General features: G+C 55.1%; 14 protein-coding genes and 1 pseudogene. 4 read left to right on the top strand and 11 right to left on the bottom strand.

Annotated features, from left to right (window positions below):
- Nucleotides 1-13: 13 nt before the first annotated feature.
- From LG301_RS10890 to LG301_RS10920, 7 genes are all read right to left on the bottom strand, one after another.
- Complete coding sequence (locus tag LG301_RS10890) at nucleotides 14-8,548, bottom strand: retention module-containing protein (protein ID WP_404471190.1); 8,535 nt, start codon at nucleotides 8,546-8,548, stop codon at nucleotides 14-16.
- Between the two features lie 203 nt (nucleotides 8,549-8,751).
- Complete coding sequence (locus tag LG301_RS10895) at nucleotides 8,752-9,378, bottom strand: LuxR C-terminal-related transcriptional regulator (RefSeq protein WP_404471191.1); 627 nt, start codon at nucleotides 9,376-9,378, stop codon at nucleotides 8,752-8,754.
- Nucleotides 9,378-10,808 (bottom strand): HlyD family type I secretion periplasmic adaptor subunit, encoded by a 1,431-nt coding sequence (locus LG301_RS10900; protein ID WP_404471192.1) that lies wholly within the window; start codon nucleotides 10,806-10,808, stop codon nucleotides 9,378-9,380. The genes LG301_RS10895 and LG301_RS10900 overlap by 1 nt, the downstream gene beginning before the upstream one ends.
- Nucleotides 10,808-12,985, bottom strand: coding sequence for a type I secretion system permease/ATPase (locus tag LG301_RS10905; protein ID WP_404471193.1), 2,178 nt, complete (start codon nucleotides 12,983-12,985; stop codon nucleotides 10,808-10,810). Before LG301_RS10905 ends, LG301_RS10900 begins: the two co-directional genes overlap by 1 nt.
- Nucleotides 12,986-13,049: 64 nt before the next feature.
- Nucleotides 13,050-14,849: a TolC family outer membrane protein gene (locus LG301_RS10910; protein ID WP_404471194.1), complete on the bottom strand. Its 1,800-nt coding sequence runs from the start codon at nucleotides 14,847-14,849 to the stop codon at nucleotides 13,050-13,052.
- A 253-nt stretch (nucleotides 14,850-15,102) separates the two neighbouring features.
- The gene (locus LG301_RS10915; protein WP_404471195.1) at nucleotides 15,103-15,993 is read right to left on the bottom strand and encodes a DMT family transporter; all 891 of its coding nucleotides are present in this window, start codon (nucleotides 15,991-15,993) and stop codon (nucleotides 15,103-15,105) included.
- Entirely contained in the window at nucleotides 15,990-16,259 is a 270-nt protein-coding gene (locus LG301_RS10920; protein ID WP_263068037.1) for a SelT/SelW/SelH family protein, read from the bottom strand. The genes LG301_RS10915 and LG301_RS10920 overlap by 4 nt, the downstream gene beginning before the upstream one ends.
- Before the next feature lie 161 nt (nucleotides 16,260-16,420).
- Here LG301_RS10920 and LG301_RS10925 point away from each other — a divergent pair, with 161 nt between their 5' ends.
- From LG301_RS10925 to ettA, 4 genes are all read left to right on the top strand, one after another.
- The gene (locus LG301_RS10925) at nucleotides 16,421-17,734 is read left to right on the top strand and encodes an MFS transporter (protein ID WP_404471196.1); all 1,314 of its coding nucleotides are present in this window, start codon (nucleotides 16,421-16,423) and stop codon (nucleotides 17,732-17,734) included.
- 306 nt (nucleotides 17,735-18,040) lie between these two features.
- Complete coding sequence (locus tag LG301_RS10930; protein WP_404471197.1) at nucleotides 18,041-18,478, top strand: PAS domain S-box protein; 438 nt, start codon at nucleotides 18,041-18,043, stop codon at nucleotides 18,476-18,478.
- A 186-nt stretch (nucleotides 18,479-18,664) separates the two neighbouring features.
- Complete coding sequence (locus LG301_RS10935; protein WP_404471198.1) at nucleotides 18,665-18,877, top strand: PA3496 family putative envelope integrity protein; 213 nt, start codon at nucleotides 18,665-18,667, stop codon at nucleotides 18,875-18,877.
- A gap of 259 nt (nucleotides 18,878-19,136) precedes the next feature.
- Nucleotides 19,137-20,798, top strand: coding sequence for an energy-dependent translational throttle protein EttA (ettA, locus tag LG301_RS10940; RefSeq protein ID WP_404471199.1), 1,662 nt, complete (start codon nucleotides 19,137-19,139; stop codon nucleotides 20,796-20,798).
- 145 nt (nucleotides 20,799-20,943) lie between these two features.
- On the opposite strand, the pseudogene LG301_RS10945 reads toward ettA, so the two are convergent.
- The 4 genes and pseudogenes from LG301_RS10945 to LG301_RS10960 form a co-directional block, all read right to left on the bottom strand.
- Nucleotides 20,944-21,584: pseudogene (locus LG301_RS10945) on the bottom strand (demethoxyubiquinone hydroxylase family protein).
- A 50-nt stretch (nucleotides 21,585-21,634) separates the two neighbouring features.
- Complete coding sequence (locus LG301_RS10950; protein WP_404471200.1) at nucleotides 21,635-21,976, bottom strand: histidine triad nucleotide-binding protein; 342 nt, start codon at nucleotides 21,974-21,976, stop codon at nucleotides 21,635-21,637.
- 61 nt (nucleotides 21,977-22,037) lie between these two features.
- On the bottom strand, nucleotides 22,038-22,910 hold the full coding sequence (locus LG301_RS10955) for a phosphoribulokinase (RefSeq protein ID WP_404471201.1): 873 nt from the start codon (nucleotides 22,908-22,910) through the stop codon (nucleotides 22,038-22,040).
- The gene (locus tag LG301_RS10960) at nucleotides 22,910-23,350 is read right to left on the bottom strand and encodes an acyl-CoA thioesterase (protein WP_404471202.1); all 441 of its coding nucleotides are present in this window, start codon (nucleotides 23,348-23,350) and stop codon (nucleotides 22,910-22,912) included. The genes LG301_RS10955 and LG301_RS10960 overlap by 1 nt, the downstream gene beginning before the upstream one ends.
- Nucleotides 23,351-23,383: the final 33 nt, after the last annotated feature.

The raw sequence follows: 23,383 nt of genomic DNA on the forward strand, positions 1-23,383 counted from the left end.
TGCTGCTGTACTGTTAGATATCCGAGTGGCTGTTGGCGTTATCATTATGCAGCTTCACATAATCGGTATGGCCTACCGAAGTATCGGACTCTGCCGTTTGATCCTTTTGTGAAGCGGGCACTGGTGCCTTCTCATCCTCACTGCTTTGAGAAGGCGGTAGCCAGCTATCCACACTACTATCTTCATCGCCTGCCAGCACGTCCGCTTCACTCAGCGACTCTTGAGCTTCTGCATCCGTTTCTTCTGTTTGTGCTTCACTAGATGCATCGTCTTCTTCCATGTCAGCATCGCTTTCAGCAACATCGCCAAAAAGTGAGTCATCTTCATCAGCTAAAGTGTAGCCGCTGATATCACTCTGAGCCTCCAACGTTTCAGACACAGCAGCATCAGGCTCTTCAACCTCTGGTTCAGCTGTAGGCTCTTGCTCCACAGTACCTTCTAACAGTTCAACAGATGCTCCCTCTTCTGCTTCGTCTATCAGTTGGTCTTCAGGCACTTCTTCAGCCAGCGCTTCAGATTCGTCCAGTGTTTCTGCCTGTTCCGCTACATCTTCCTCTGCCAGCGGAGCTTCGCCGTTGATCAGCATCTCAAGCTCTTCGGGTGTAACGGTGAACCCAGCCTCTGCAAAGGTAATCAAGCCATCGTTACCCACATCCGCTCCGGCAAATGAGGCCACTAGTTGTCCGTTAGCGAATAGCTCAACGGTATCACCTTCATCAAAAGTGAACTCGCCTTGGTTTAATTCACCCATCAAGCCGCTGCTGGTTTGGTACGTAAGCCCTTCAATCGTCTCATGGGCCAACACCGCCGTTTTGATAGAGTCATCTGTGTGCTCATCAAACTCCGTAATACCCTCATGTTTTTCGAGCATATCGCGGACGTGCTGCATCGCCTCTTCTTCGTTCACATAAGCAGCCCCCATACCTTCCAGGATGGCTTTAAGCTCCGCTTCTGGCACGCTGCGCAAGTCAAGTGAGCTACCTTCAAAGGCGGCATGCGTCGCAGCGGTGATGGTAATACCATTGTAGGCGTCACCATCCGCATCCAGTGATTGCAGGAATACCGCCATGTTCTCAACGTATTCGTCGTTAAGATCGTTAAGCGGCACGTTCGCCAGCTCTTGGAGGAAAACCTTGCCATCGGACAGCGCTTCAGCTGAGGCGGTACCGATGACCACATCGCCTACCATAAAGGTGACAGAGTCGCCTTCGCGGTATTCAAAGGCTCCATTCTCATCGGTGATGCCGGAGAGGCCGGAGGAAGTGGTGTACATGATGCCTTCTATAACGCCGTCGATGATGGTGCCGTCTAATTTTTTCCCTATAGGATCACTGACATCGCCAATTCCATCAACTTTGACATAAAAACCACCATTGGATGATCGATCACCCCCATCAAATACTATGTACTCAAACTCTTCACTCGATTCGACTTCTAAGTTGCCTTCTTCAGTGAATCTACCACTGGCATCTGACACTTTTTCGTAGCCTTTGCCGTCAGCTTTTTTATTATAAGCAAACCACTCACCACTTATATTTTCCCCATCATCAGCTTTTTTTACTGAAAAGCTCAACGCTTTGGTCGGCTTAGACAGCTGCAGCAAGAGCGATTCATTATTGTCGATGGAACTATTCTGATTGCCGTTGTTGCCGTTGCTGCCGTTGCTAACACCTAGCCAAGACTCCCCATCAAAAACCTCAACTTCAACTTTTGCATTAGCGGATTGCAAGTTACCGTTATTAACCCATGATTTAAACCCGTTGCCTTCATAGGCAGATGCTAAAAAATCGCCATTTTCTATTACTGGAGGTTCTGGCTCTGGATCACTGGCGGCTGGAACCGATGTATTAGTTTCAGTTTTCACACTGACAATGACATAATCACTTTCATTGCCCGCTTCATCTGTGACCGAGTACTGGAACTCAGCAGCCGGTAGCTCTTTGAACTCAATTGATTTAATGAAGTAATCACTTGCGTCAGAATCTGAGGCTCCCCTTCCTCCCTCAGCAAGATCTGTCGCCGTAAAGCGAAGCTGATCGAAGACTACATCATCAGGTAGTGAGAAGCTGCCGTTACTCAATAACCGGTCAGCCTCCTCCGGGACACCGCTAAACGTCCAACTACCGACCACATTACCATTCAGATAGGCTTCAACATTACCGATTTCTTTTTCACCGTTGGCAACCAGATTGTTAATGGAAACTTTGGCAGCTGTTGCCGTGTTTACAAAATCCATGACGATAGTTTGTGATTGCCCATCACGATAGCCAAGCTGATTTGGCACTTCTTTTTGGACAGCCGAATCTGCCTTAACACCAGCTCCAGCATTCTGGAAGGTCAACTCACCGGCCACAAAGCCATAATCGTAAGCATAAAGCGACACGGAGCTACTGTCATAAGAGGCCGAAGTGAACTCTACAGTTTTCGTTTCAAGGCCACCAAGACTAGCGCTATCTACCGCCCAGAAAAATTTGGAAACAGTATTGAACTCCTGGTTCTCGCTGGCAGTTACAAAGGTGCCATTACCCTCTATATCAATATAAAGGGCTCCATACCCTGGCAAGAACTTAAGAGTGAAAGTCAAGTTTTTTTCGGCAGTCTCGTTATCCTTACCTCCAAGAGATGGGTTTTCCTCCAGCTCTGTTGGTTCGGTTTTGCCTTTTTCAACTTCATCAACGCCGCCACTGACGGTAAAGCTGCGGAAGATCAACGGTGTGACATCTACACCATTAGGTATTTCATCATTTTCAGTAAAGAACTGAGCATTTGCTAAAACAGGATCAGCAATTGGAGATTCAGTATCCGGTGTACCTAAGATGATGATATCTGCGGTATCGCTGGCCGGACGGCTTGCGCTGTCAGTGGCGGTGACGGCAATCTCGGGCAGCGTGCCGCCGCTGTTGACGTGTGAGGCGCCGTCTGCCGTCAGGGTGACTGTGCCCGTGGTCGCGTCGATGGCATAGTAGCCGGCACTGTTTGTGCTTTGACCATTCTCGTCTGTGCTGAACCCAAAGGTCAGCCCGTTACCCAGCGGATCGCTGCTGTCGGTGACCGTGGCCACTTCGTCGCCCGCCTCCGCCAATCCTTCCAGCAGGTCGTCGCCCGCGGTCAAGGTGATCGAGGGGCCGGCTACCGCGCCGATATCTGCGGTATCGCTGGCCGGACGGCTTGCGCTGTCAGTGGCGGTGACGGCAATCTCGGGCAGCGTGCCGCCGCTGTTGACGTGTGAGGCGCCGTCTGCCGTCAGGGTGACTGTGCCCGTGGTCGCGTCGATGGCATAGTAGCCGGCGCTGTTTGTGCTTTGACCATTCTCGTCTGTGCTGAACCCAAAGGTCAGCCCGTTACCCAGCGGATCGCTGCTGTCGGTGACCGTGGCCACTTCGTCGCCCGCCTCCGCCAATCCTTCCAGCAGGTCGTCGCCCGCGGTCAAGGTGATCGAGGGGCCGGCTACCGCGCCGATATCTGCGGTATCGCTGGCCGGACGGCTTGCGCTGTCAGTGGCGGTGACGGCAATCTCGGGCAGCGTGCCGCCGCTGTTGACGTGTGAGGCGCCGTCTGCCGTCAGGGTGACTGTGCCCGTGGTCGCGTCGATGGCATAGTAGCCGGCGCTGTTTGTGCTTTGACCATTCTCGTCTGTGCTGAACCCAAAGGTCAGCCCGTTACCCAGCGGATCGCTGCTGTCGGTGACCGTGGCCACTTCGTCGCCCGCCTCCGCCAATCCTTCCAGCAGGTCGTCGCCCGCGGTCAAGGTGATCGAGGGGCCGGCTACCGCGCCGATATCTGCGGTATCGCTGGCCGGACGGCTTGCGCTGTCAGTGGCGGTGACGGCAATCTCGGGCAGCGTGCCGCCGCTGTTGACGTGTGAGGCGCCGTCTGCCGTCAGGGTGACTGTGCCCGTGGTCGCGTCGATGGCATAGTAGCCGGCGCTGTTTGTGCTTTGACCATTCTCGTCTGTGCTGAACCCAAAGGTCAGCCCGTTACCCAGCGGATCGCTGCTGTCGGTGACCGTGGCCACTTCGTCGCCCGCCTCCGCCAATCCTTCCAGCAGGTCGTCGCCCGCGGTCAAGGTGATCGAGGGGCCGGCTACCGCGCCGATATCTGCGGTATCGCTGGCCGGACGGCTTGCGCTGTCAGTGGCGGTGACGGCAATCTCGGGCAGCGTGCCGCCGCTGTTGACGTGTGAGGCGCCGTCTGCCGTCAGGGTGACTGTGCCCGTGGTCGCGTCGATGGCATAGTAGCCGGCGCTGTTTGTGCTTTGACCATTCTCGTCTGTGCTGAACCCAAAGGTCAGCCCGTTACCCAGCGGATCGCTGCTGTCGGTGACCGTGGCCACTTCGTCGCCCGCCTCCGCCAATCCTTCCAGCAGGTCGTCGCCCGCGGTCAAGGTGATCGAGGGGCCGGCTACCGCGCCGATATCTGCGGTATCGCTGGCCGGACGGCTTGCGCTGTCAGTGGCGGTGACGGCAATCTCGGGCAGCGTGCCGCCGCTGTTGACGTGTGAGGCGCCGTCTGCCGTCAGGGTGACTGTGCCCGTGGTCGCGTCGATGGCATAGTAGCCGGCGCTGTTTGTGCTTTGACCATTCTCGTCTGTGCTGAACCCAAAGGTCAGCCCGTTACCCAGCGGATCGCTGCTGTCGGTGACCGTGGCCACTTCGTCGCCCGCCTCCGCCAATCCTTCCAGCAGGTCGTCGCCCGCGGTCAAGGTGATCGAGGGGCCGGCTACCGCGCCGATATCTGCGGTATCGCTGGCCGGACGGCTTGCGCTGTCAGTGGCGGTGACGGCAATCTCGGGCAGCGTGCCGCCGCTGTTGACGTGTGAGGCGCCGTCTGCCGTCAGGGTGACTGTGCCCGTGGTCGCGTCGATGGCATAGTAGCCGGCGCTGTTTGTGCTTTGACCATTCTCGTCTGTGCTGAACCCAAAGGTCAGCCCGTTACCCAGCGGATCGCTGCTGTCGGTGACCGTGGCCACTTCGTCGCCCGCCTCCGCCAATCCTTCCAGCAGGTCGTCGCCCGCGGTCAAGGTGATCGAGGGGCCGGCTACCGCGCCGATATCTGCGGTATCGCTGGCCGGACGGCTTGCGCTGTCAGTGGCGGTGACGGCAATCTCGGGCAGCGTGCCGCCGCTGTTGACGTGTGAGGCGCCGTCTGCCGTCAGGGTGACTGTGCCCGTGGTCGCGTCGATGGCATAGTAGCCGGCGCTGTTTGTGCTTTGACCATTCTCGTCTGTGCTGAACCCAAAGGTCAGCCCGTTACCCAGCGGATCGCTGCTGTCGGTGACCGTGGCCACTTCGTCGCCCGCCTCCGCCAATCCTTCCAGCAGGTCGTCGCCCGCGGTCAAGGTGATCGAGGGGCCGGCTACCGCGCCGATATCTGCGGTATCGCTGGCCGGACGGCTTGCGCTGTCAGTGGCGGTGACGGCAATCTCGGGCAGCGTGCCGCCGCTGTTGACGTGTGAGGCGCCGTCTGCCGTCAGGGTGACTGTGCCCGTGGTCGCGTCGATGGCATAGTAGCCGGCGCTGTTTGTGCTTTGACCATTCTCGTCTGTGCTGAACCCAAAGGTCAGCCCGTTACCCAGCGGATCGCTGCTGTCGGTGACCGTGGCCACTTCGTCGCCCGCCTCCGCCAATCCTTCCAGCAGGTCGTCGCCCGCGGTCAAGGTGATCGAGGGGCCGGCTACCGCGCCGATATCTGCGGTATCGCTGGCCGGACGGCTTGCGCTGTCAGTGGCGGTGACGGCAATCTCGGGCAGCGTGCCGCCGCTGTTGACGTGTGAGGCGCCGTCTGCCGTCAGGGTGACTGTGCCCGTGGTCGCGTCGATGGCATAGTAGCCGGCGCTGTTTGTGCTTTGACCATTCTCGTCTGTGCTGAACCCAAAGGTCAGCCCGTTACCCAGCGGATCGCTGCTGTCGGTGACCGTGGCCACTTCGTCGCCCGCCTCCGCCAATCCTTCCAGCAGGTCGTCGCCCGCGGTCAAGGTGATCGAGGGGCCGGCTACCGCGCCGATATCTGCGGTATCGCTGGCCGGACGGCTTGCGCTGTCAGTGGCGGTGACGGCAATCTCGGGCAGCGTGCCGCCGCTGTTGACGTGTGAGGCGCCGTCTGCCGTCAGGGTGACTGTGCCCGTGGTCGCGTCGATGGCATAGTAGCCGGCGCTGTTTGTGCTTTGACCATTCTCGTCTGTGCTGAACCCAAAGGTCAGCCCGTTACCCAGCGGATCGCTGCTGTCGGTGACCGTGGCCACTTCGTCGCCCGCCTCCGCCAATCCTTCCAGCAGGTCGTCGCCCGCGGTCAAGGTGATCGAGGGGCCGGCTACCGCGCCGATATCTGCGGTATCGCTGGCCGGACGGCTTGCGCTGTCAGTGGCGGTGACGGCAATCTCGGGCAGCGTGCCGCCGCTGTTGACGTGTGAGGCGCCGTCTGCCGTCAGGGTGACTGTGCCCGTGGTCGCGTCGATGGCATAGTAGCCGGCGCTGTTTGTGCTTTGACCATTCTCGTCTGTGCTGAACCCAAAGGTCAGCCCGTTACCCAGCGGATCGCTGCTGTCGGTGACCGTGGCCACTTCGTCGCCCGCCTCCGCCAATCCTTCCAGCAGGTCGTCGCCCGCGGTCAAGGTGATCGAGGGGCCGGCTACCGCGCCGATATCTGCGGTATCGCTGGCCGGACGGCTTGCGCTGTCAGTGGCGGTGACGGCAATCTCGGGCAGCGTGCCGCCGCTGTTGACGTGTGAGGCGCCGTCTGCCGTCAGGGTGACTGTGCCCGTGGTCGCGTCGATGGCATAGTAGCCGGCGCTGTTTGTGCTTTGACCATTCTCGTCTGTGCTGAACCCAAAGGTCAGCCCGTTACCCAGCGGATCGCTGCTGTCGGTGACCGTGGCCACTTCGTCGCCCGCCTCCGCCAATCCTTCCAGCAGGTCGTCGCCCGCGGTCAAGGTGATCGAGGGGCCGGCTACCGCGCCGATATCTGCGGTATCGCTGGCCGGACGGCTTGCGCTGTCAGTGGCGGTGACGGCAATCTCGGGCAGCGTGCCGCCGCTGTTGACGTGTGAGGCGCCGTCTGCCGTCAGGGTGACTGTGCCCGTGGTCGCGTCGATGGCATAGTAGCCGGCGCTGTTTGTGCTTTGACCATTCTCGTCTGTGCTGAACCCAAAGGTCAGCCCGTTACCCAGCGGATCGCTGCTGTCGGTGACCGTGGCCACTTCGTCGCCCGCCTCCGCCAATCCTTCCAGCAGGTCGTCGCCCGCGGTCAAGGTGATCGAGGGGCCGGCTACCGCGCCGATATCTGCGGTATCGCTGGCCGGACGGCTTGCGCTGTCAGTGGCGGTGACGGCAATCTCGGGCAGCGTGCCGCCGCTGTTGACGTGTGAGGCGCCGTCTGCCGTCAGGGTGACTGTGCCCGTGGTCGCGTCGATGGCATAGTAGCCGGCGCTGTTTGTGCTTTGACCATTCTCGTCTGTGCTGAACCCAAAGGTCAGCCCGTTACCCAGCGGATCGCTGCTGTCGGTGACCGTGGCCACTTCGTCGCCCGCCTCCGCCAATCCTTCCAGCAGGTCGTCGCCCGCGGTCAAGGTGATCGAGGGGCCGGCTACCGCGCCGATATCTGCGGTATCGCTGGCCGGACGGCTTGCGCTGTCAGTGGCGGTGACGGCAATCTCGGGCAGCGTGCCGCCGCTGTTGACGTGTGAGGCGCCGTCTGCCGTCAGGGTGACTGTGCCCGTGGTCGCGTCGATGGCATAGTAGCCGGCGCTGTTTGTGCTTTGACCATTCTCGTCTGTGCTGAACCCAAAGGTCAGCCCGTTACCCAGCGGATCGCTGCTGTCGGTGACCGTGGCCACTTCGTCGCCCGCCTCCGCCAATCCTTCCAGCAGGTCGTCGCCCGCGGTCAAGGTGATCGAGGGAAGGGGAATAGGCTCTGGCTCAGGTGTCGGCTCTGGCTCGGGTGTTGGCTCTGGCTCAGGTGTTGGCTCTGGCTCAGGTGTTGGCTCTGGCTCAGGTGTTGGCTCTGGCTCAGGTGTTGGCTCTGGCTCAAGTGTTGGCTCTGGCTCGGGAGTAACCGCATCACCGTCTGCTGCTGCAGCGACGGCTCCACCATCAAGCTCAAAAAACTCTGCACCTGTTAAACCACCTTCAGTACTAAACGCGAGCGGGTCGGTTTCTTCAGCAACTCGGGCAACACGCACGAAGCTGCTGCCACCGCCACCACCGCCGCCAGCACCTGCACCGGCTGCGGTGGCGTCTAACAAGTCAAGAAGATCGCCTTCTTCATCAAGCGCCGCAAGCAGCGTGTCGAGGTCGTCGTCCATCGCGCTGGCGTCTTCGGTTGCGACGATCAAATCGCTGTCTAACTCAGGAGTGACGGCAACTTCTTGACCACCCTCTACAACGCTGGCACCGCTGCCGTCAGCGAAATCTAACTGCACTTGGCCACTTGCCGAAGTAATTAATACCTCGCCTTCTTGAAGCACGTCGCCAATACGCAATTCGCGTAGGTTGCCCGCTTCATCACGCGCCCAAGCCTGGCCAGTAATTGCAATAACGGTTGCAGCTGCCATGTGTCACTCCTCGATCACCAATATAGGGCCGCTGTTTTAGTGCATAGGCACTAAACCGAGTAGCGGCGTATATGTCGATAGTAGGAGCTAGGACAGCAGAAAAGTATTGTACCGATGGACAAAAAAGCGCGCCTTATTAGGAGGCGCGCTTCAGGCATCGGTATGACTCTCTCACTAGCGCAACTCGCTAGTATTAAAGGCCACTAATGGGTGGTTTGTTCCGAAACAGGCGCCAGCTTTAATATTAGCTGTAACCTATCTCGCACTGTTAGTTTCTTGAAAATAGCACTTAGGTGAGCTTTCACCGTACGCTCGGTAATATCCAACTGACGTGCTACTTCTTTATTAGTCGCACCTTTGGCAACCGCAAGCGCGACACCACGCTCGCGCTCGGTCAACTGCTGCAAGCACTCACTGGATTGATAGTCGCTCACGTCACCACGTTGCTGTAATGCTTTAAAAGTGCCGCCTAGCACTTTGGCCAGGAGCTCTTGCCCTACCCAAACGCCCTGATTGCTAACGACTAGCGCGACTTGATTAAGCACCTCGGGAGCGGCAAGCGTATGCACATAGCCTCTTGCCCCTAAATCGAGCGCTTTTAACGCTTCTCGATCATCAGGGGCATAGCTCATCACAACGGCGGTTGCTTTTTGTGCGGTCACTTTGGCAATGAGGGTATCCCACTCGGCCACTGTCGTTAGCAACCAGACCACATCGCTGGGCTGAGGGTGGTCGTTTAGCGTGCTAGGGGTTAAGGCTAATGCCTCGGGGAACGCTGTTTTCCAACGGGCTTTTAGACTGCCATCTGTTGTTACAAACCAATGTGTCATTAGCGCTCCCCCATGGAATCTCGCCATGCTCTTAAAACGGGTTTAAGCAGGAACTGCATCACCGTTCGTTTCCCTGTCACAATATCTATCTGTGCCGTCATCCCAGGGATGACCTGAAGCCGCTCGGCGATGTTTTCATCTTCTGAACTGCGTACGCGCACCAGATAGAACGTGTTGCCGTCGTCATCGGTAATGGTGTCTGCGCTAATATGATCAAGCTCTGCCTGTAACCCGCCATAAATGGCGTAATCGTACGCTGTTAGCTTGATCGTCGCTGGCTGGCCAGGGTGCAAAAATGCGATATCTTGGGGTGCAATCCGCGCTTCTACCAGTAGCTGCTCATCGCTGGGAACAATCTCGACGACCTCTTGGCCTGGCTGGGCGACCCCCCCAATAGTGTTGATATGCAGCCGTTGCACCACACCATCAACCGGCGAGCGAATTTCGGTAAGCCGCACGCGATCCTGCAAGCCCGTGCCCGACTGTTGGAGCGCATTGAGATCGCCAAGCACTTGGGCTAAATCGTTGCGCCACTCACTCCTTCGCTCTGCGCCTAGCTCGCGCAGCTGGGTTTGCGCTTCTTCTACCGCCGCTTCCAAGCGAGATACGGCAGCATCGGCTTGGTTACGCTCACCGGTGGCGCGCGATACTTCACGCTGTAGGCGAAGCACTTCGACTTCTGAAACAGCCCCCGAGGCCAAAAGGGGGCGGGTTAAGTTCAATTCTTGACCAGCCATGCTAGCTTCACGCTGGGCAGTATCACGCCGCGCCTGCGCTTCCCTCAGCTCTTCGACACGCTGGCGAATACGATCCTCGAGCACATTTTCTTGCTCTCTAAGTTCCTCTCGCCTGCTTTCATACACCTCACGCTCTTGCATCACGATGCTGGGCACTTCTTGGCGTAGCTCATCGGATGGTTCGAATGCTGTATTGGTCGCTAGTGCGCGCAGTCGCTCTGCTCGGGCTTCCAGTGCAAAGCGCTGCGCACGGTTTTCACGAAAGTCAGACACAAACCGGGTGGGGTCAATCTGCATAAGCACTTCGCCTGCACTGACGACCTGCCCTTCTCGCACCATGATCTGCTCTATCACTCCCCCGTCAAACGACTGAATACGCTGTAGCTGGCTGGCAGGAATAACTCGTCCTGACCCGCGGGTCACTTCATCTATGGGCGCGAAATAAGCCCAGACCACCAGCGCGATAATGGTCAGCAGAACGGTATAGAGGAATAGCCGAGCGCGGATCGGCTCTTGCTGCATGCGCGCCCAGTCAGTGTCGCTCGCCCAATCTCGATTGAGATGCGCCGATGTAACACGCCGAGCAAAAAGGCGGTCCATAAAGGGGCGAAACGGTTTTTGGCCTTTCTCCGAGAAGCGCCCTATGGCGTCGAAACCTTTTTGCTCGGAGGTTGAAGAGGACTTTTTAGCCACTACGACGCCCTCCCAATCTGTCCTTTGCGCAGTGCTTCAACCACCGTATCACGGGGGCCATCCGCGACGACTTTGCCAGCGTCCATCACAATGATGCGATCCACAAGAGAGAGTAACGAAGTGCGGTGGGTAACGACTAAGATGGTTTTGCCTGCGGCTACTTTCGTTAAATTGGCTTTGAAAGCTTCCTCGCTGGCGTTGTCCATCGAGCTTGTAGGCTCATCCAAGAGCAGAATAGGCGGGTCTTGCACTAACGCCCTCGCGATAGCCACGGCCTGCTTTTGCCCACCAGAAAGGGCTTGGCCCCGCTCGCCTACCTGAAGATCGACGCCATTCGGGTGGCTATTTACCAGCGACTCAAGGCCAGCGATTTCGATAGCTCTGAGTAGCGCTTCGTCATCGACACGGTCGCTTCCACCCCCTGCCACTATGTTCTCACGCAATGAGCCGGCAAACAGACTCACATCTTGGGGTACATAACCAATATGTCGGCGCAGCTGCAGCGGGTCTAACTGGCGAATATCGACATTATCAACCAGCACTGCGCCTGACGTCGGCTGATAAAACCCTAATAACAGCTTATTGAGGGAGGATTTACCGCAACCAATGCGGCCTAGCAGTGCCACTTTCTCACCCGCTTTTATAGCAATAGAAACATCACGCAGCGCTTCGCGCTCTTCATTAGGGTAACGTAGCGTCACTTTTTCTAAACGAATATTGCCCGAAACACTCGGCTTTTCCACATACGCTTTGCCTTCGTGCCGCTCGACTTGTTTATCCATCACGTTATTCAGCGACTCTAATGCCGTCGAAGACTGGTGGTACTGCGCTAACAAAGCGGCGGCTTGGCTAATCGGTGCCATAGCGCGGGATGAGAGCATATAGGCGGCAATCAGGCCGCCTTGGGTCAGGTTGCCTTCGATGATCTGGTAAACCCCCACAATAATGACGCACACCGCAACGCTGTGCTGAGCCCACTGGGCAACATTAGAGACGGAGGTGCTAACCAAACGTAGTTGAGCAGACGTTCTTGAAAGAAAAGCAGACGCTTTTTCCCAGTGCCGCTGAATACGGCTTTCTGCTCGCAGCGCCTTCACATTTTCCAGCTGAGAAACCGACTCAACCAGCAGCGCGTTACGCTGGGCGCCCACTTCCCAGGTTGTTTGTGAAAGTTCATGCAGCTTCCCTTGGGCCGCCAAGGCATAGAGCAACACAAACACAATACCGGCCAGCACGGGCAGCACTAACCAGGGGTTGATGAGCGCAATAATAGCGGCAAAGAGCAGCACGAAAGGCAGATCAACGATGCCAATGATGGTGGCAGACCCGATAAACGCTCGCACGGATTCAAACGATTGCAGCGTGGCCGTAAATGAACCGGTTGATGCCGGGCGCGCCTCCAAGCGCATCCCCAGCACTTTCGCCATGATTGAAGAGGAGAGTTTGACATCAGCCCGGCTGGCGGCCAAATCAACAAAGCTGCTACGCATTAAACGCAGTGCTAGGTCAAAGCACAGCACAATGAAAATGCCGATCGCCAGCACCCAAAGCGTTTCAGTAGCCTGATTAGGGACAACACGGTCATAAACATTCAACACGAACAGCGGCATCGCCAGTGCAAACATATTGATGGCGATAGAGCCAAGCACAATATCGCGATATAGCCGCCTGTTCTCGCGAATAACCCCCCAAAACCAGTGCTGACCCCAGCGTTTTTTAACACCCGGTTCTGAGGCATTATCTGCACGAAACTTGGGGCGTACGTAAATGGCCTCGCCACTGTAGCCTGAATATAGCTCTTCTAAGGGCACGTCTATATCGGCCTCAGAAAGCTCTGGGAAGATAACTCGTGCTTTTTGCTGTTTAAGGTCTAGCCCTAACAGTACGCACGCACGGCCCGGTTCCAGCAAGAGAATGGCGGGAAATAAGGCGGGGTTAAGCGCTGATAACTTACTTTTTACAATTTTAGCGGTTAACCCTGCCCGCGAAGCTGCTCGCCCAAACACCGAGGGAATAAGCCGACCTTGTTCTAAAGGCAAGCCAGCCTTCAGAGCCTCAGATGACACATCGTGTTGATGGTAAGAAGCAACAGTTTTCAAACACTCCAGCAACTCATCGCTTGGTTCTTTATCGCCGCTACGGGCAGCCTCAGAAACTGTCAGCTCACTTTGCGTCACAGAAACCTCATTTCCCATCCTAAGTATAAGCATCTAGGATACCCAGATGCTTATCGCCCACTGTTTAACCACGCGTTACAAACGCATCCGCGTACCCAACGCTTCGCAACTCAGACTGCAGGGAGCGCGCATCCTCCAAGGACGCTAACGGCCCCACCTGCACGCGGAAGTTGCCTGCTGCAGCCATCACTCTTGCGCTGCTGGATAACTCGTTACTTAATTGTTGGCTAAGCGCTTCAGCACGCTCAATAGCGCTTAATGACGCTACCTGAACATACAGCCCTTGGGCTTGACTGGGTTCTGACACCTCTGTAACAGCGGCTTCAACCGGGGTCGCTACCGTCATTTCTTCAGTTTCAGAGTAGGCGCTGATAGGCGCACCATTGCCTTGCTGCGCAGTAATCCCACGGGTGAAGTCGTCTAAGGTAAAACCACGTGGCCCCTCGACACCACACGCCATGCGAATATTGTCCGCCATGTCCTCATAGCCAAGCTCGCTGAGGCTTGGAATATCCTCACGCGTCACTTGCAGCGTGCTCATTAGCTGCCCCATTGCAGCCAGCGTACGCGCCTGAGCTAATGTCAGGTCAAACTGCGCATTGGAGTAAGCACGGCTTGCTTCGAAAAACTCATTTTCACTGTCCAGCACGTCCAACAGAGTACGCTGACCAATATCAAACTGCTGCTGATAGGCGCCGCGGACACGGTCAATCGACTGGCGGTGTTCATTTAAATAGCTCAGCTGCTCGCTCAAGCGCTGCGTGTCGTTATACGCAATTTGCGTCGTTTGCCTAACATTGGTGCAGGCTGTTTCGCGCTGATTTTCAGCTTGCTCAATACGAGTGGTTGCTGCATTGAAGGCTGCTTGGTCGGAACCACCGCGATAGAGGTTCATGCTGGCCACGAGCTGAATGCTATGCTCGTCTCTACGTCCGGCAATCGCATCGTCCTCGTTATTGGTGCCCGTGCGCCCTTGGATATCCAAACGGGGCATATAGGCCGCCCGAGCGCCCTCTAGCTCAGCCCTTTGAACGGCAATGTTCTCAATGGCCGCATAAAAATCGGGATTGCCTTGGAATGCCATCTCGATCGCTTGGCTAACGTCCCTTGGCAATTCATCCGCAAGGGACGGGGCAGGCAGCATGTTTTGTGCGGGCAGCGTGCCGACAATACGTTGAAAGCGTGCCGTTACATCGTGGAGATTGGACGCTTCGGTCATAAGATTCGATTCTGCCAGCGCTAATCGGCCACTAATCTGTTCTAAATCAACCCCACGCCCAGCGCCAGAGAGTGCCCGCTCTTCAATTTGGCCAAAAACACGCTGGTGTTCCCGGTAGTTTTCTTGCGCTAACCGAACCAGCTCACGATGGCGAAGCACATCAACATATGCCTGGAAAGACTCCAGAGCGATCTCTTCACTTGCACCGAGCAGCTCAAAATAGGCGATTAACCGAGCTCGGTCTAAACGCTCCACTTCGCTGCGAGTCGCAAAGCCATCAAATACCATCTGGGTCAGCGTCAATTCTGCGAAGTCAGAGTTATAGCTGCCACGCCCGTCGTTTTGCTGATCCTGTCGCCCCACCCCCGCCGATATATCAATAGAAGGCAGATAGTTGCCCTGCGCGACTCTTACATCGCTTCCCGATGCGCTGAAGTTTGCCCAGGCAGCATTTACTTCAGGATTTGTAACAATAGTTTGCTGAATGGTGCTTGGTAAGTCTGTGGCGCCGGGTGCGTATAAACTCGCCGGAAGCGATTGCGCAAGCGCGGTAAGAGGGATAAACGCCAGGGTGGTGACCGTTAAGGGCCGAAAAGCGTGTTGTGAAAATAAGTTTTTCAGTTTCAATGTGGCATTGCCTTTCATCGTCTTAGTTCCCCAATAAAACGTTGTGCGCTGCTTGATCAATAAGCAGCCCTCTTTCAGCATCCCTGCCACTATCCCGACTGCCACTGGCTGGCACTAAACGCTGACTGCCCATAGTTATTAGATTGCTAATTAAAATGCCTGATATACGCGCATTATTTTTTTAGGTTAGCTTAATTTAATGGCATTAGCATCTTCCCGCAGTATAAAACCAAAAGTCACAAAAAATTACAATCAAACTCTTAAAAAAACATTACTGCGTCTTATGACGCTGCCCATACCCAGAAAGCTGCTGAAGCGCCAATCCCAATAAAATCAACACTAGACCCACAAGCGTTGAGGCCAGTAATGGCTCTCCGACAACGAGATAAAGCAGTAATAAGGAAATAGGCGGCGAAAGGAAAATAAGATTCGACACTTTTGCGGTACGAGAGACTTTTTGAACCGCGACTTGCCAAAGAATAAAGGCCACTCCCATTTCAAATAAGCCCACGTAAACGCCAGCGCCAATAGCAGGCCATCCATGCCACTCAATACCAGGCCCTAGCAGCAGCAACGCTGACAGCACAGGCAGCCCTACGCTAAAATTCTGCCATTGGCCAATCAAAGGCTGACGTTGATCCTTTGCATTTAATAGCCAGTAAAGTGCCCATACCAAAGTGGAACCAAGCGCAAATGCAACGCCAAGCGGGTCCTCAAACGCAACGTTAAACACGGCACCTCGGGTTGCTATTACCCAAACACCGCTGTAGGCAACTAACCCTGCCACGATATCGGTTCGAGTAAGCCGCTGCCCCAGAATAGGGACGGCAAGAAGCGCCATGGCCAGTGCCCAGGTGTAATTCAGTGCCATTGCTTCTTGCCCTGGCAGGCGGTCATAGGCAGCAAACAGCAACAAATAGTAGGCGACTGGGTTCATCAACCCTGCCCAGGCGGCTGTCTTCCATCCACTACGTAGTGCATTGATCACGTTGCCTTGCATGATGACGATGGCACTCATTAACAGCCAAGATACCAGCGCAGCTAGCCACATCAGCTCTAGCGGGCTCATCCAGGCAAGCGCTACTTTGAATGCCGTTGCAACGGTTGACCACAGAGCAACAGCGCCTAACCCACACAGAATGGCGTAACGATCCTGGCTCATCGGTCGATATGCCCGAGCGTAAGGTCGGGCTCGATATGGTCACGCACCTGCTTTTTCAGCGATTTAATATCGGGGAAACCGCCGTCACGTTGACGCTCCCACAGCAATTTGTCATCGCACCATATTTCAAATGTGCCACCATGAGAGGGAGAGAGTGCTACCTCTGTTAAACGCTCGCCAAACGTAGAAAGTAGTTCTTGCGCGTACCAAGCGCTGCGAAGCAACCACTGGCATTGGGTACAATAGCGAATTTGAATACGTGACATCTAACACTTCCTGTTTGGAAAAAATGCGTGTTTTTTGAAATGCCTATTGCGCCATATAGGCTGTTACATTGCTTATGGCATTAGACAGAACATCCTAATACAGCGCCATAGCCAGGCATTTTGTCACCTTACCTTATATTAGCAACCGCCAAGGACCCCGCATGGCTGAACATAACGTATCTCAATCACGGTTATATGAATGGCTGACAGGAGATGATGACAGCCGCATGTGTGATGACATTCCTGAGGACGCCTGCAGCGAACAGCCGCATAATTTTTTCAAACACCTTCTCGCCTCACTGGGTAATAAGCTGGCCGATGAGCTATCCAGCGCTCGCTTAGTACTCCCCTGGCTAATGGGTATTATTGGTGCTCCTATCTGGATGGTCGGCCTGTTAGTGCCTATCCGTGAGGCCGGCGCGCTGCTGCCGCAGCTTTTTGTAGCGGGTTTTATTCGCTTACGGCCACAGCGTAAATGGGTGTGGGTCGCCGGTGCCATGCTTCAAGCCCTGGCCGCCTTTGCTCTGGCGCTACTTGCCTTGATGGGCAACGGCGCAATCGGCGGCATATTGGTGCTGGGCGCACTTGTGATGCTCGCCTTGGCGCGAGGACTATCCTCTATTGCAACTAAGGATGTCTTGGGCAAAACCATTGCCAAGCGGCGGCGCGGCACGTTAATGGGCTGGAGTGGCAGCGTGGCAGGGGCCGCCACGCTTGTCGCGGGTGGCGTATTGATGTGGTTCGGCGACCGTCCCGGCAATACAGCTCTAGCCATTTTGCTTAGCGTGGCTGGATTAGGATGGCTACTTAACGCGTTTTGTGCGGCGAGAATAAAAGAGGTCCCCGGAGCGGTTGAAGGCGGTGAAAATGCTTGGGACAGCATTAAACTAGGGCTATCACTGATGAGGTCAGACCCCACCTTTTTACACTTTAATCTTGCCCGCGCCCTTCTGTTATCAAGCGCTCTGGCTCTCCCCTATTTGGCCCTCCTCGGCCAGCAGCAGAGTGGCACCGAATTAGGCGGCCTGGGGCTACTGGTGGTGGTCTCGGGTATCGCTGCCATGGTCGCAAGCCCTGTATGGGGAAAGCGCGCCGACCAATCGAGCCGCTGCGTCATGCGTGATGCGGCGATTGGCACTTTACTGTGCTGCTTGCTAGGCGCGGGTTTAAGTTGGCTACCGGGCGGATGGACTCAGAGCGTGTGGCCTTATGCCACTATTTATGGCCTGCTAGTGATTGTGCATCACGGCGTTCGCTTGGGGCGAAAAACCTATTTAGTGGATATGGCGAGCCAAGATAACCGCGCGCTCTATGTTGCGCTTTCTAATACGTTAACGGGCGTATTAATGCTTATCGTCGGGGGTATTATCGGTGTCATTGCACAGTGGCTAGGCAGCGCCATGCTACTGGTGATACTGGCCGGCACCGCTTTCTGCGCGATGCTTAGCGCCCAGCGATTACCTGAAGTCGAGTAGCCTGCCTGCTTTCACTTTAAACCACTTCCGTTTTAAGCGGGCGCCTCGGTGACTGCTGGCTGCTAATATGAACGCAGATAAATAGATAAAGCCAATAGACGCAATAGTGGTTTGCAATGCATGCCAACGCTCGCCATGATAGAGGGAGTGATAGCGGTGGCTAGTTGTTTTTTTGCTATTTTTGTTTTGTTTGCGGGTATGAAATGCCGCATAGTCCTGCAGTAAGAGATTCCCATAAGGCGAGCCCCGCGTTGACCTACAACGTCATGGCTACGGAAGAATGAGAGCAGCAACAGGAACCCATTGATGAAACGATCTCCTTTAATTAGCCCGGAGCTACTCGAACGCATTGTCGACGCTTCTGAAGATGGTATTGTCGTTGCAGAGCAGGAAGGCGACGAAAATATACTCATCTATGTAAACAAGGGGTTTGAACGCTTAACTGGCTACAGTGCTGATGAGATTCTTTACCGCGACTGCCGCTTTCTACAAAACGAAGACCGCGATCAGGACGCCTTGGCATCTATTAGAGAGGCTCTGAAAGATGGGCACCCTTCGCGAGAAGTGCTGCGCAACTATCGTAAAGACGGCACCATGTTTTGGAATGAACTGTCGATTACGCCCGTTTATGATGAAGCCGATAACTTGATGTACTACATCGGCGTACAAAAAGATGTTACTGAGCGTGTTGAAGCGCAGCTAGCGCTTGCCGCCTTACAAAAGCAGCAGGGGCCTGCCCAATAATTTTATTTTAGCGAATGCAAAAATTACGCTTGAACTTTAACCCGAGCAGCGTTATATAGCGGCTAAGTACTTATGTATCGACAGCATACACAGTGCTAGGCGCTTCTTATCTCATTAACGTTTAAACAGCGTAAGATAAGAAGCCGTTGTGATGCCGGCGCGCCGGCTTGGGTTGGAGGGCATACCATGAGCCGTGACCCCTTAAATCGTGAAACGTATACCACCGAAACGCTCGACGCTGACGAGTTTGATAACTTAGATGCGGTGAACGATGACCATTATGGTAAAAGCAAACCCAGCAAGGCAGATACCTTACGCGCCCGTCGGCAGGTAGAAGCTTGGTTAGAAGAGCGGCGACTGCAGCGCGCGATTGAAGACGACTGGGATGAAGAAGAGTAACGTTCATTTAAGTCGTTAAGCATCTATAACGCAGATTAAGGTCATCGTCTTACTACACCCGGGCATCATCGGTTTTCTCATCTGTTTTAACACCCACTCGGCATTTTTTGCCTGGCTATCCCTTTCGTGATGCCCTGTTTTCTCCAGAATAGCGATGTCTCTATCGCTATTCTGGCCTTTGTCCGCGCTGAGCACTATCATCTAAGCTTTACGCCAGCACCTTAGTGGCGTCTTTTTTTCATCAACCTAACGGATCTCCATGGCGCAATACGTATTCACCATGAACCGGGTTGGCAAAGTTGTGCCACCCAAAAAGCAAATTCTCAAGGATATATCGCTATCGTTCTTCCCTGGCGCCAAAATTGGTGTACTTGGCTTGAACGGTGCGGGTAAGTCCACACTGCTGCGCATCATGGCCGGTGTCGATAAAGAGTTTGAAGGTGAAGCTCGTCCGATGCCTGGCATCAATGTGGGCTATCTCCCCCAGGAGCCGCAGCTCGACGACGAAAAAAATGTCCGTGACACCGTCGAGGAAGCGCTGGGCGAAATTAAACAAGCCCAAGAGAAACTAGATGCGGTATATGCCGCCTATGCTGAGCCGGATGCAGACTTTGATGCATTAGCCAGCGAGCAGGCGCGCCTTGAGAACATTATCGAAGCGGCTGATGCCCACAACCTTGAGCGTAAGCTTGAAGTTGCGGCTGAAGCGCTGCGCCTGCCGCCCTGGGATGCCAAAGTCGGCAACTTATCCGGTGGTGAGCGACGTCGCGTGGCACTGTGCCGCCTGCTGCTCTCAAGCCCTGATATGCTGCTGCTTGACGAACCGACCAACCACCTGGATGCAGAATCGGTTGCCTGGCTAGAGCGTTTCCTGCATGACTATAACGGCACGGTGGTAGCGATTACCCACGACCGCTACTTCCTCGACAATGTCGCAGGCTGGATTTTAGAGCTTGATCGCGGGCAAGGCATTCCATTTGAGGGTAACTACTCTCAATGGCTGGAACAGAAAGAGCAGCGTCTTTCCCAGGAAGCGAAACAGGAGGCCACCCGCCAAAAAGCTATTAAACAAGAGCTTGAGTGGGTGCGTAGTAACGCTAAAGGTCGCCAAGCTAAAAGCAAGGCTCGCCTTAACCGCTTTGAAGAAATGCAGTCAGGCGATTTCCAAAAGCGTAATGAAACCAATGAAATCTATATCCCACCCGGCCCTCGCCTGGGTGATAAAGTCATTGAGTTTCACAATGTGGCCAAGCGCTTCGACGATAAACTGCTTTATCAAGACCTCTCGTTCAGCATTCCCCAAGGGGCTATCGTGGGCATCGTCGGCGGCAACGGTGCAGGTAAGTCAACGCTGTTTAAGCTGATTACAGGCAAAGAGCAGCCGGACGCAGGCGACGTTGTCCTTGGCGAAACGGTCGAGATTGCTTACGTTGAGCAGCTGCGCGATGCGCTGGATGACAAGCAGACCGTTTGGGAAGCCGTTTCTGACGGTCAGGATATCCTCAATATCAATGGTTATGAGGTGTCATCCCGCGCTTACGTTGGCCGCTTTAACTTCAAGGGTAACGACCAGCAGAAACGCCTCGATGAACTCTCCGGCGGTGAGCGTGGCCGTCTTCAACTGGCACAAACGCTTAAGCAAGGCGCTAACGTGCTGCTGCTGGATGAGCCCTCTAACGACCTGGATATCGAGACGCTGCGGGCGCTTGAGGAAGCGCTACTGGCATTCCCCGGCTGCGCTATGGTGATCTCGCATGATCGCTGGTTCTTAGACCGGATCGCAACGCATATTCTAGCGTTTGAAGGCGATTCAGAAGTGGTGTTCTTTGATGGCAACTACACCGACTATGAAGCTGATCATAGAAAGCGGGTGGGCAACGACACACCTAAGCGAATGAAATATAAGCGCATTGATGCCTAAAGCACCATTGCTTATCAGTGGTTAACGTAAGCACGTGCCCATGCAGCAAAAAGCCCCTAATGAGGGGCTTTTTGCTGTTCACACGTCACATCATTTCAACCGCACCACGGCATTGCCTGGCATCGTCTTCTCTCCTTGGCTACACCTAAACGTGGTAGGCGACTTTCATAACGCCGCTGGCCAGAACGCCCACGCCCCACTTGATCGGCGCAGGAAAACGGGAACCGCTGGCCTCAATCGCAAGACGAGCATGATGGCCGTTATCGGCCGCCATTTGGCGAAAAAGGGGGCGGGAATTATGGTCATCGACGGGGAGCTGGGTAAATTGCTTATTAAGCTGCTGGCTCATTAATTCTTTCGTAACAGCCGTCATTCCCAATCCAAAACGATCGCCAATCGCGCCCGCAGTTAACCCGAGGCCAAGGGAGAGGCCATACCAAACGGGTGTAAAGTAGCTGGTGGGCTGCCTAGCTGGGCAAGCCGCTGATGGCACCAAGCAACATGATCCTGCGTTTCTGCTGCTAATGGCTCCATTTGCCGCCGTGAGGTCGGCTGCTTAATGAGCGCCATTTGCCCATGGTAAAACCCTTGCGCGCCTACTGTCGCACTATGAGCGGCCCGCACTATTCCAGCCACATGCTGGCGTTCGAACGCATCTAGCGCTGCCTCGCCCACAGCCGCCGCTGGATTGGTTCGGCGCGCCACCGCTGCGCCAGGCACCAACATGTGAAGAGCACTGTCCATGTGCGCAATTAGACGATCTGACCGGCTCAGCTGACGCTCCATGATGACGCTTACTCCGTTAAGCAGAATATGCGGGGGAGGCTACCTGCTCACTAGCCTGCAGGCCACGTAAATTGGCGCTCACCCATCAAGTGCATGTGAATATGGTAAACCGTTTGCCCCCCCATCTCATTACAGTTCATCACCACGCGATAACCATCATCGGCAAACCCTTGCTGCTTGGCTAGCTGAGCGGCGGTGTATTGCAAACGTCCAACGACGGCTAGATCGTCAGGCGCAATATCGTTTAACGTTGCAATATGCTTTTTAGGAATGATGAGCTGATGGGTCGGCGCTTGAGGGCTTATATCATTGAAAGCGAGCACGTGCTCGTCTTCAAATACGATATCAGCAGGAATTTCACGGTTAATAATTTTGCAAAACAGGCATTCCATAGCAGCCTCCTTCATTGTTGTAATAAAGACATAACAAAAACGTGAAAATAAAAACAAAAGGTTAGCGAAAACGCCGTTGAGAAAGCAGATGACGTACCAACGGCGCTAAGATTAACTCCATGGCTAACGACATACGCGCTCCCGGCACTACCAGGGTGTGCGGGCGGGTCATAAAGGAGTCTTTAATCATTGCTAATAACCACGGAAAATCCACCGTTGACGGATCCCGAAACCGTATGACGACAAACGATTCCGCATCTGTGGGTATATCCTGTACCTCAAACGGGTTTGAGGTGTCTACCGTAGGCACTCGCTGAAAATTAATGTGGGTACGAGAGAATTGCGGCTGAATATAACGCACATAATCACCCATTCGGCCTAGAATCGTGTCGATCACCGCCTCTTGAGAGTACCCGCGCAGCTTCGTATCGCGGTCAATTTTCTGAATCCACTCCAGATTCATAGTCGGCGCGACACCCACTAACAAATCAACATGACGCGCAATATCGTACTCTTGGGTCACCAAACCGCCGTGCAGACCTTCGTAAAAAAGCAGATCCGTGCCACAAGGTAGCGACTGCCATTCGGTAAAGGTGCCTACTCGATATCCAGCTTCAATTTTCTGCTTATCCTCGGCATGGATATAGTGGCGGAAAGTGCCGGTTCCATGTTCGCCGTACTCAATAAACAGCCCTTCGAGCCGATCCAGAAGATTCGCCTCCACGGCAAAGTGGGAGAGTTCATCTTTACGCTCTGGCTCTTCACGGAACATGCGCTGCAAATCATCACGGGTGTAGCGATGAAATGCATCGCCATCCACCATAGCAGCGTGCACATCTTCACGCAGGAACATGCGCTCGAAGCTGCGCCTCACCGTCGTGGTTCCCGCGCCCGATGAGCCCGTTATCCCAATGATGGGGTACTCCCGGGACATTAGGCTTCCCTCGCCTGGGCTAGGGACTGTTTCACTTTTTCAGGCACAGCCACAGGCCGCCCTGTTGAAAGGTCTAGCAGCAGCTGGTTCACCCGGGCGGTGGCTACCACGTTATCCTTTTCGGCGTTGCGAATACGCTGATAAATCGTCAGCGCTTTACCCGTTGGTTCAGGTACCGCCGTATCGATAACCAGTGCATCGGGCCAGCGTGCTTCATGTTGATACTGTACCGCCAGATCTACCACCACGCTGGGGTACCCCTGCATATCCCACTCGGGTAAGCCAAGAGCGGCGAAGGCATGTACCCTCGCCTCGTGGAGCAGCGACACCAGGGCATCATGCCCCAAGTGTCGGCCGTAGTTCATATCGGTGACGCGTACCGTTAAGGGATGGCGATGAATAACCGCTTCCGCAGGAAATTCCAGCGTAACTCGCTCCATGCATGACTCCTTATCGGTGAAACTAGCCAGTAA

Origin of the sequence: Vreelandella venusta (genome assembly GCF_044809155.1) — a bacterium.
Classification (GTDB): domain Bacteria; phylum Pseudomonadota; class Gammaproteobacteria; order Pseudomonadales; family Halomonadaceae; genus Vreelandella; species Vreelandella venusta_B.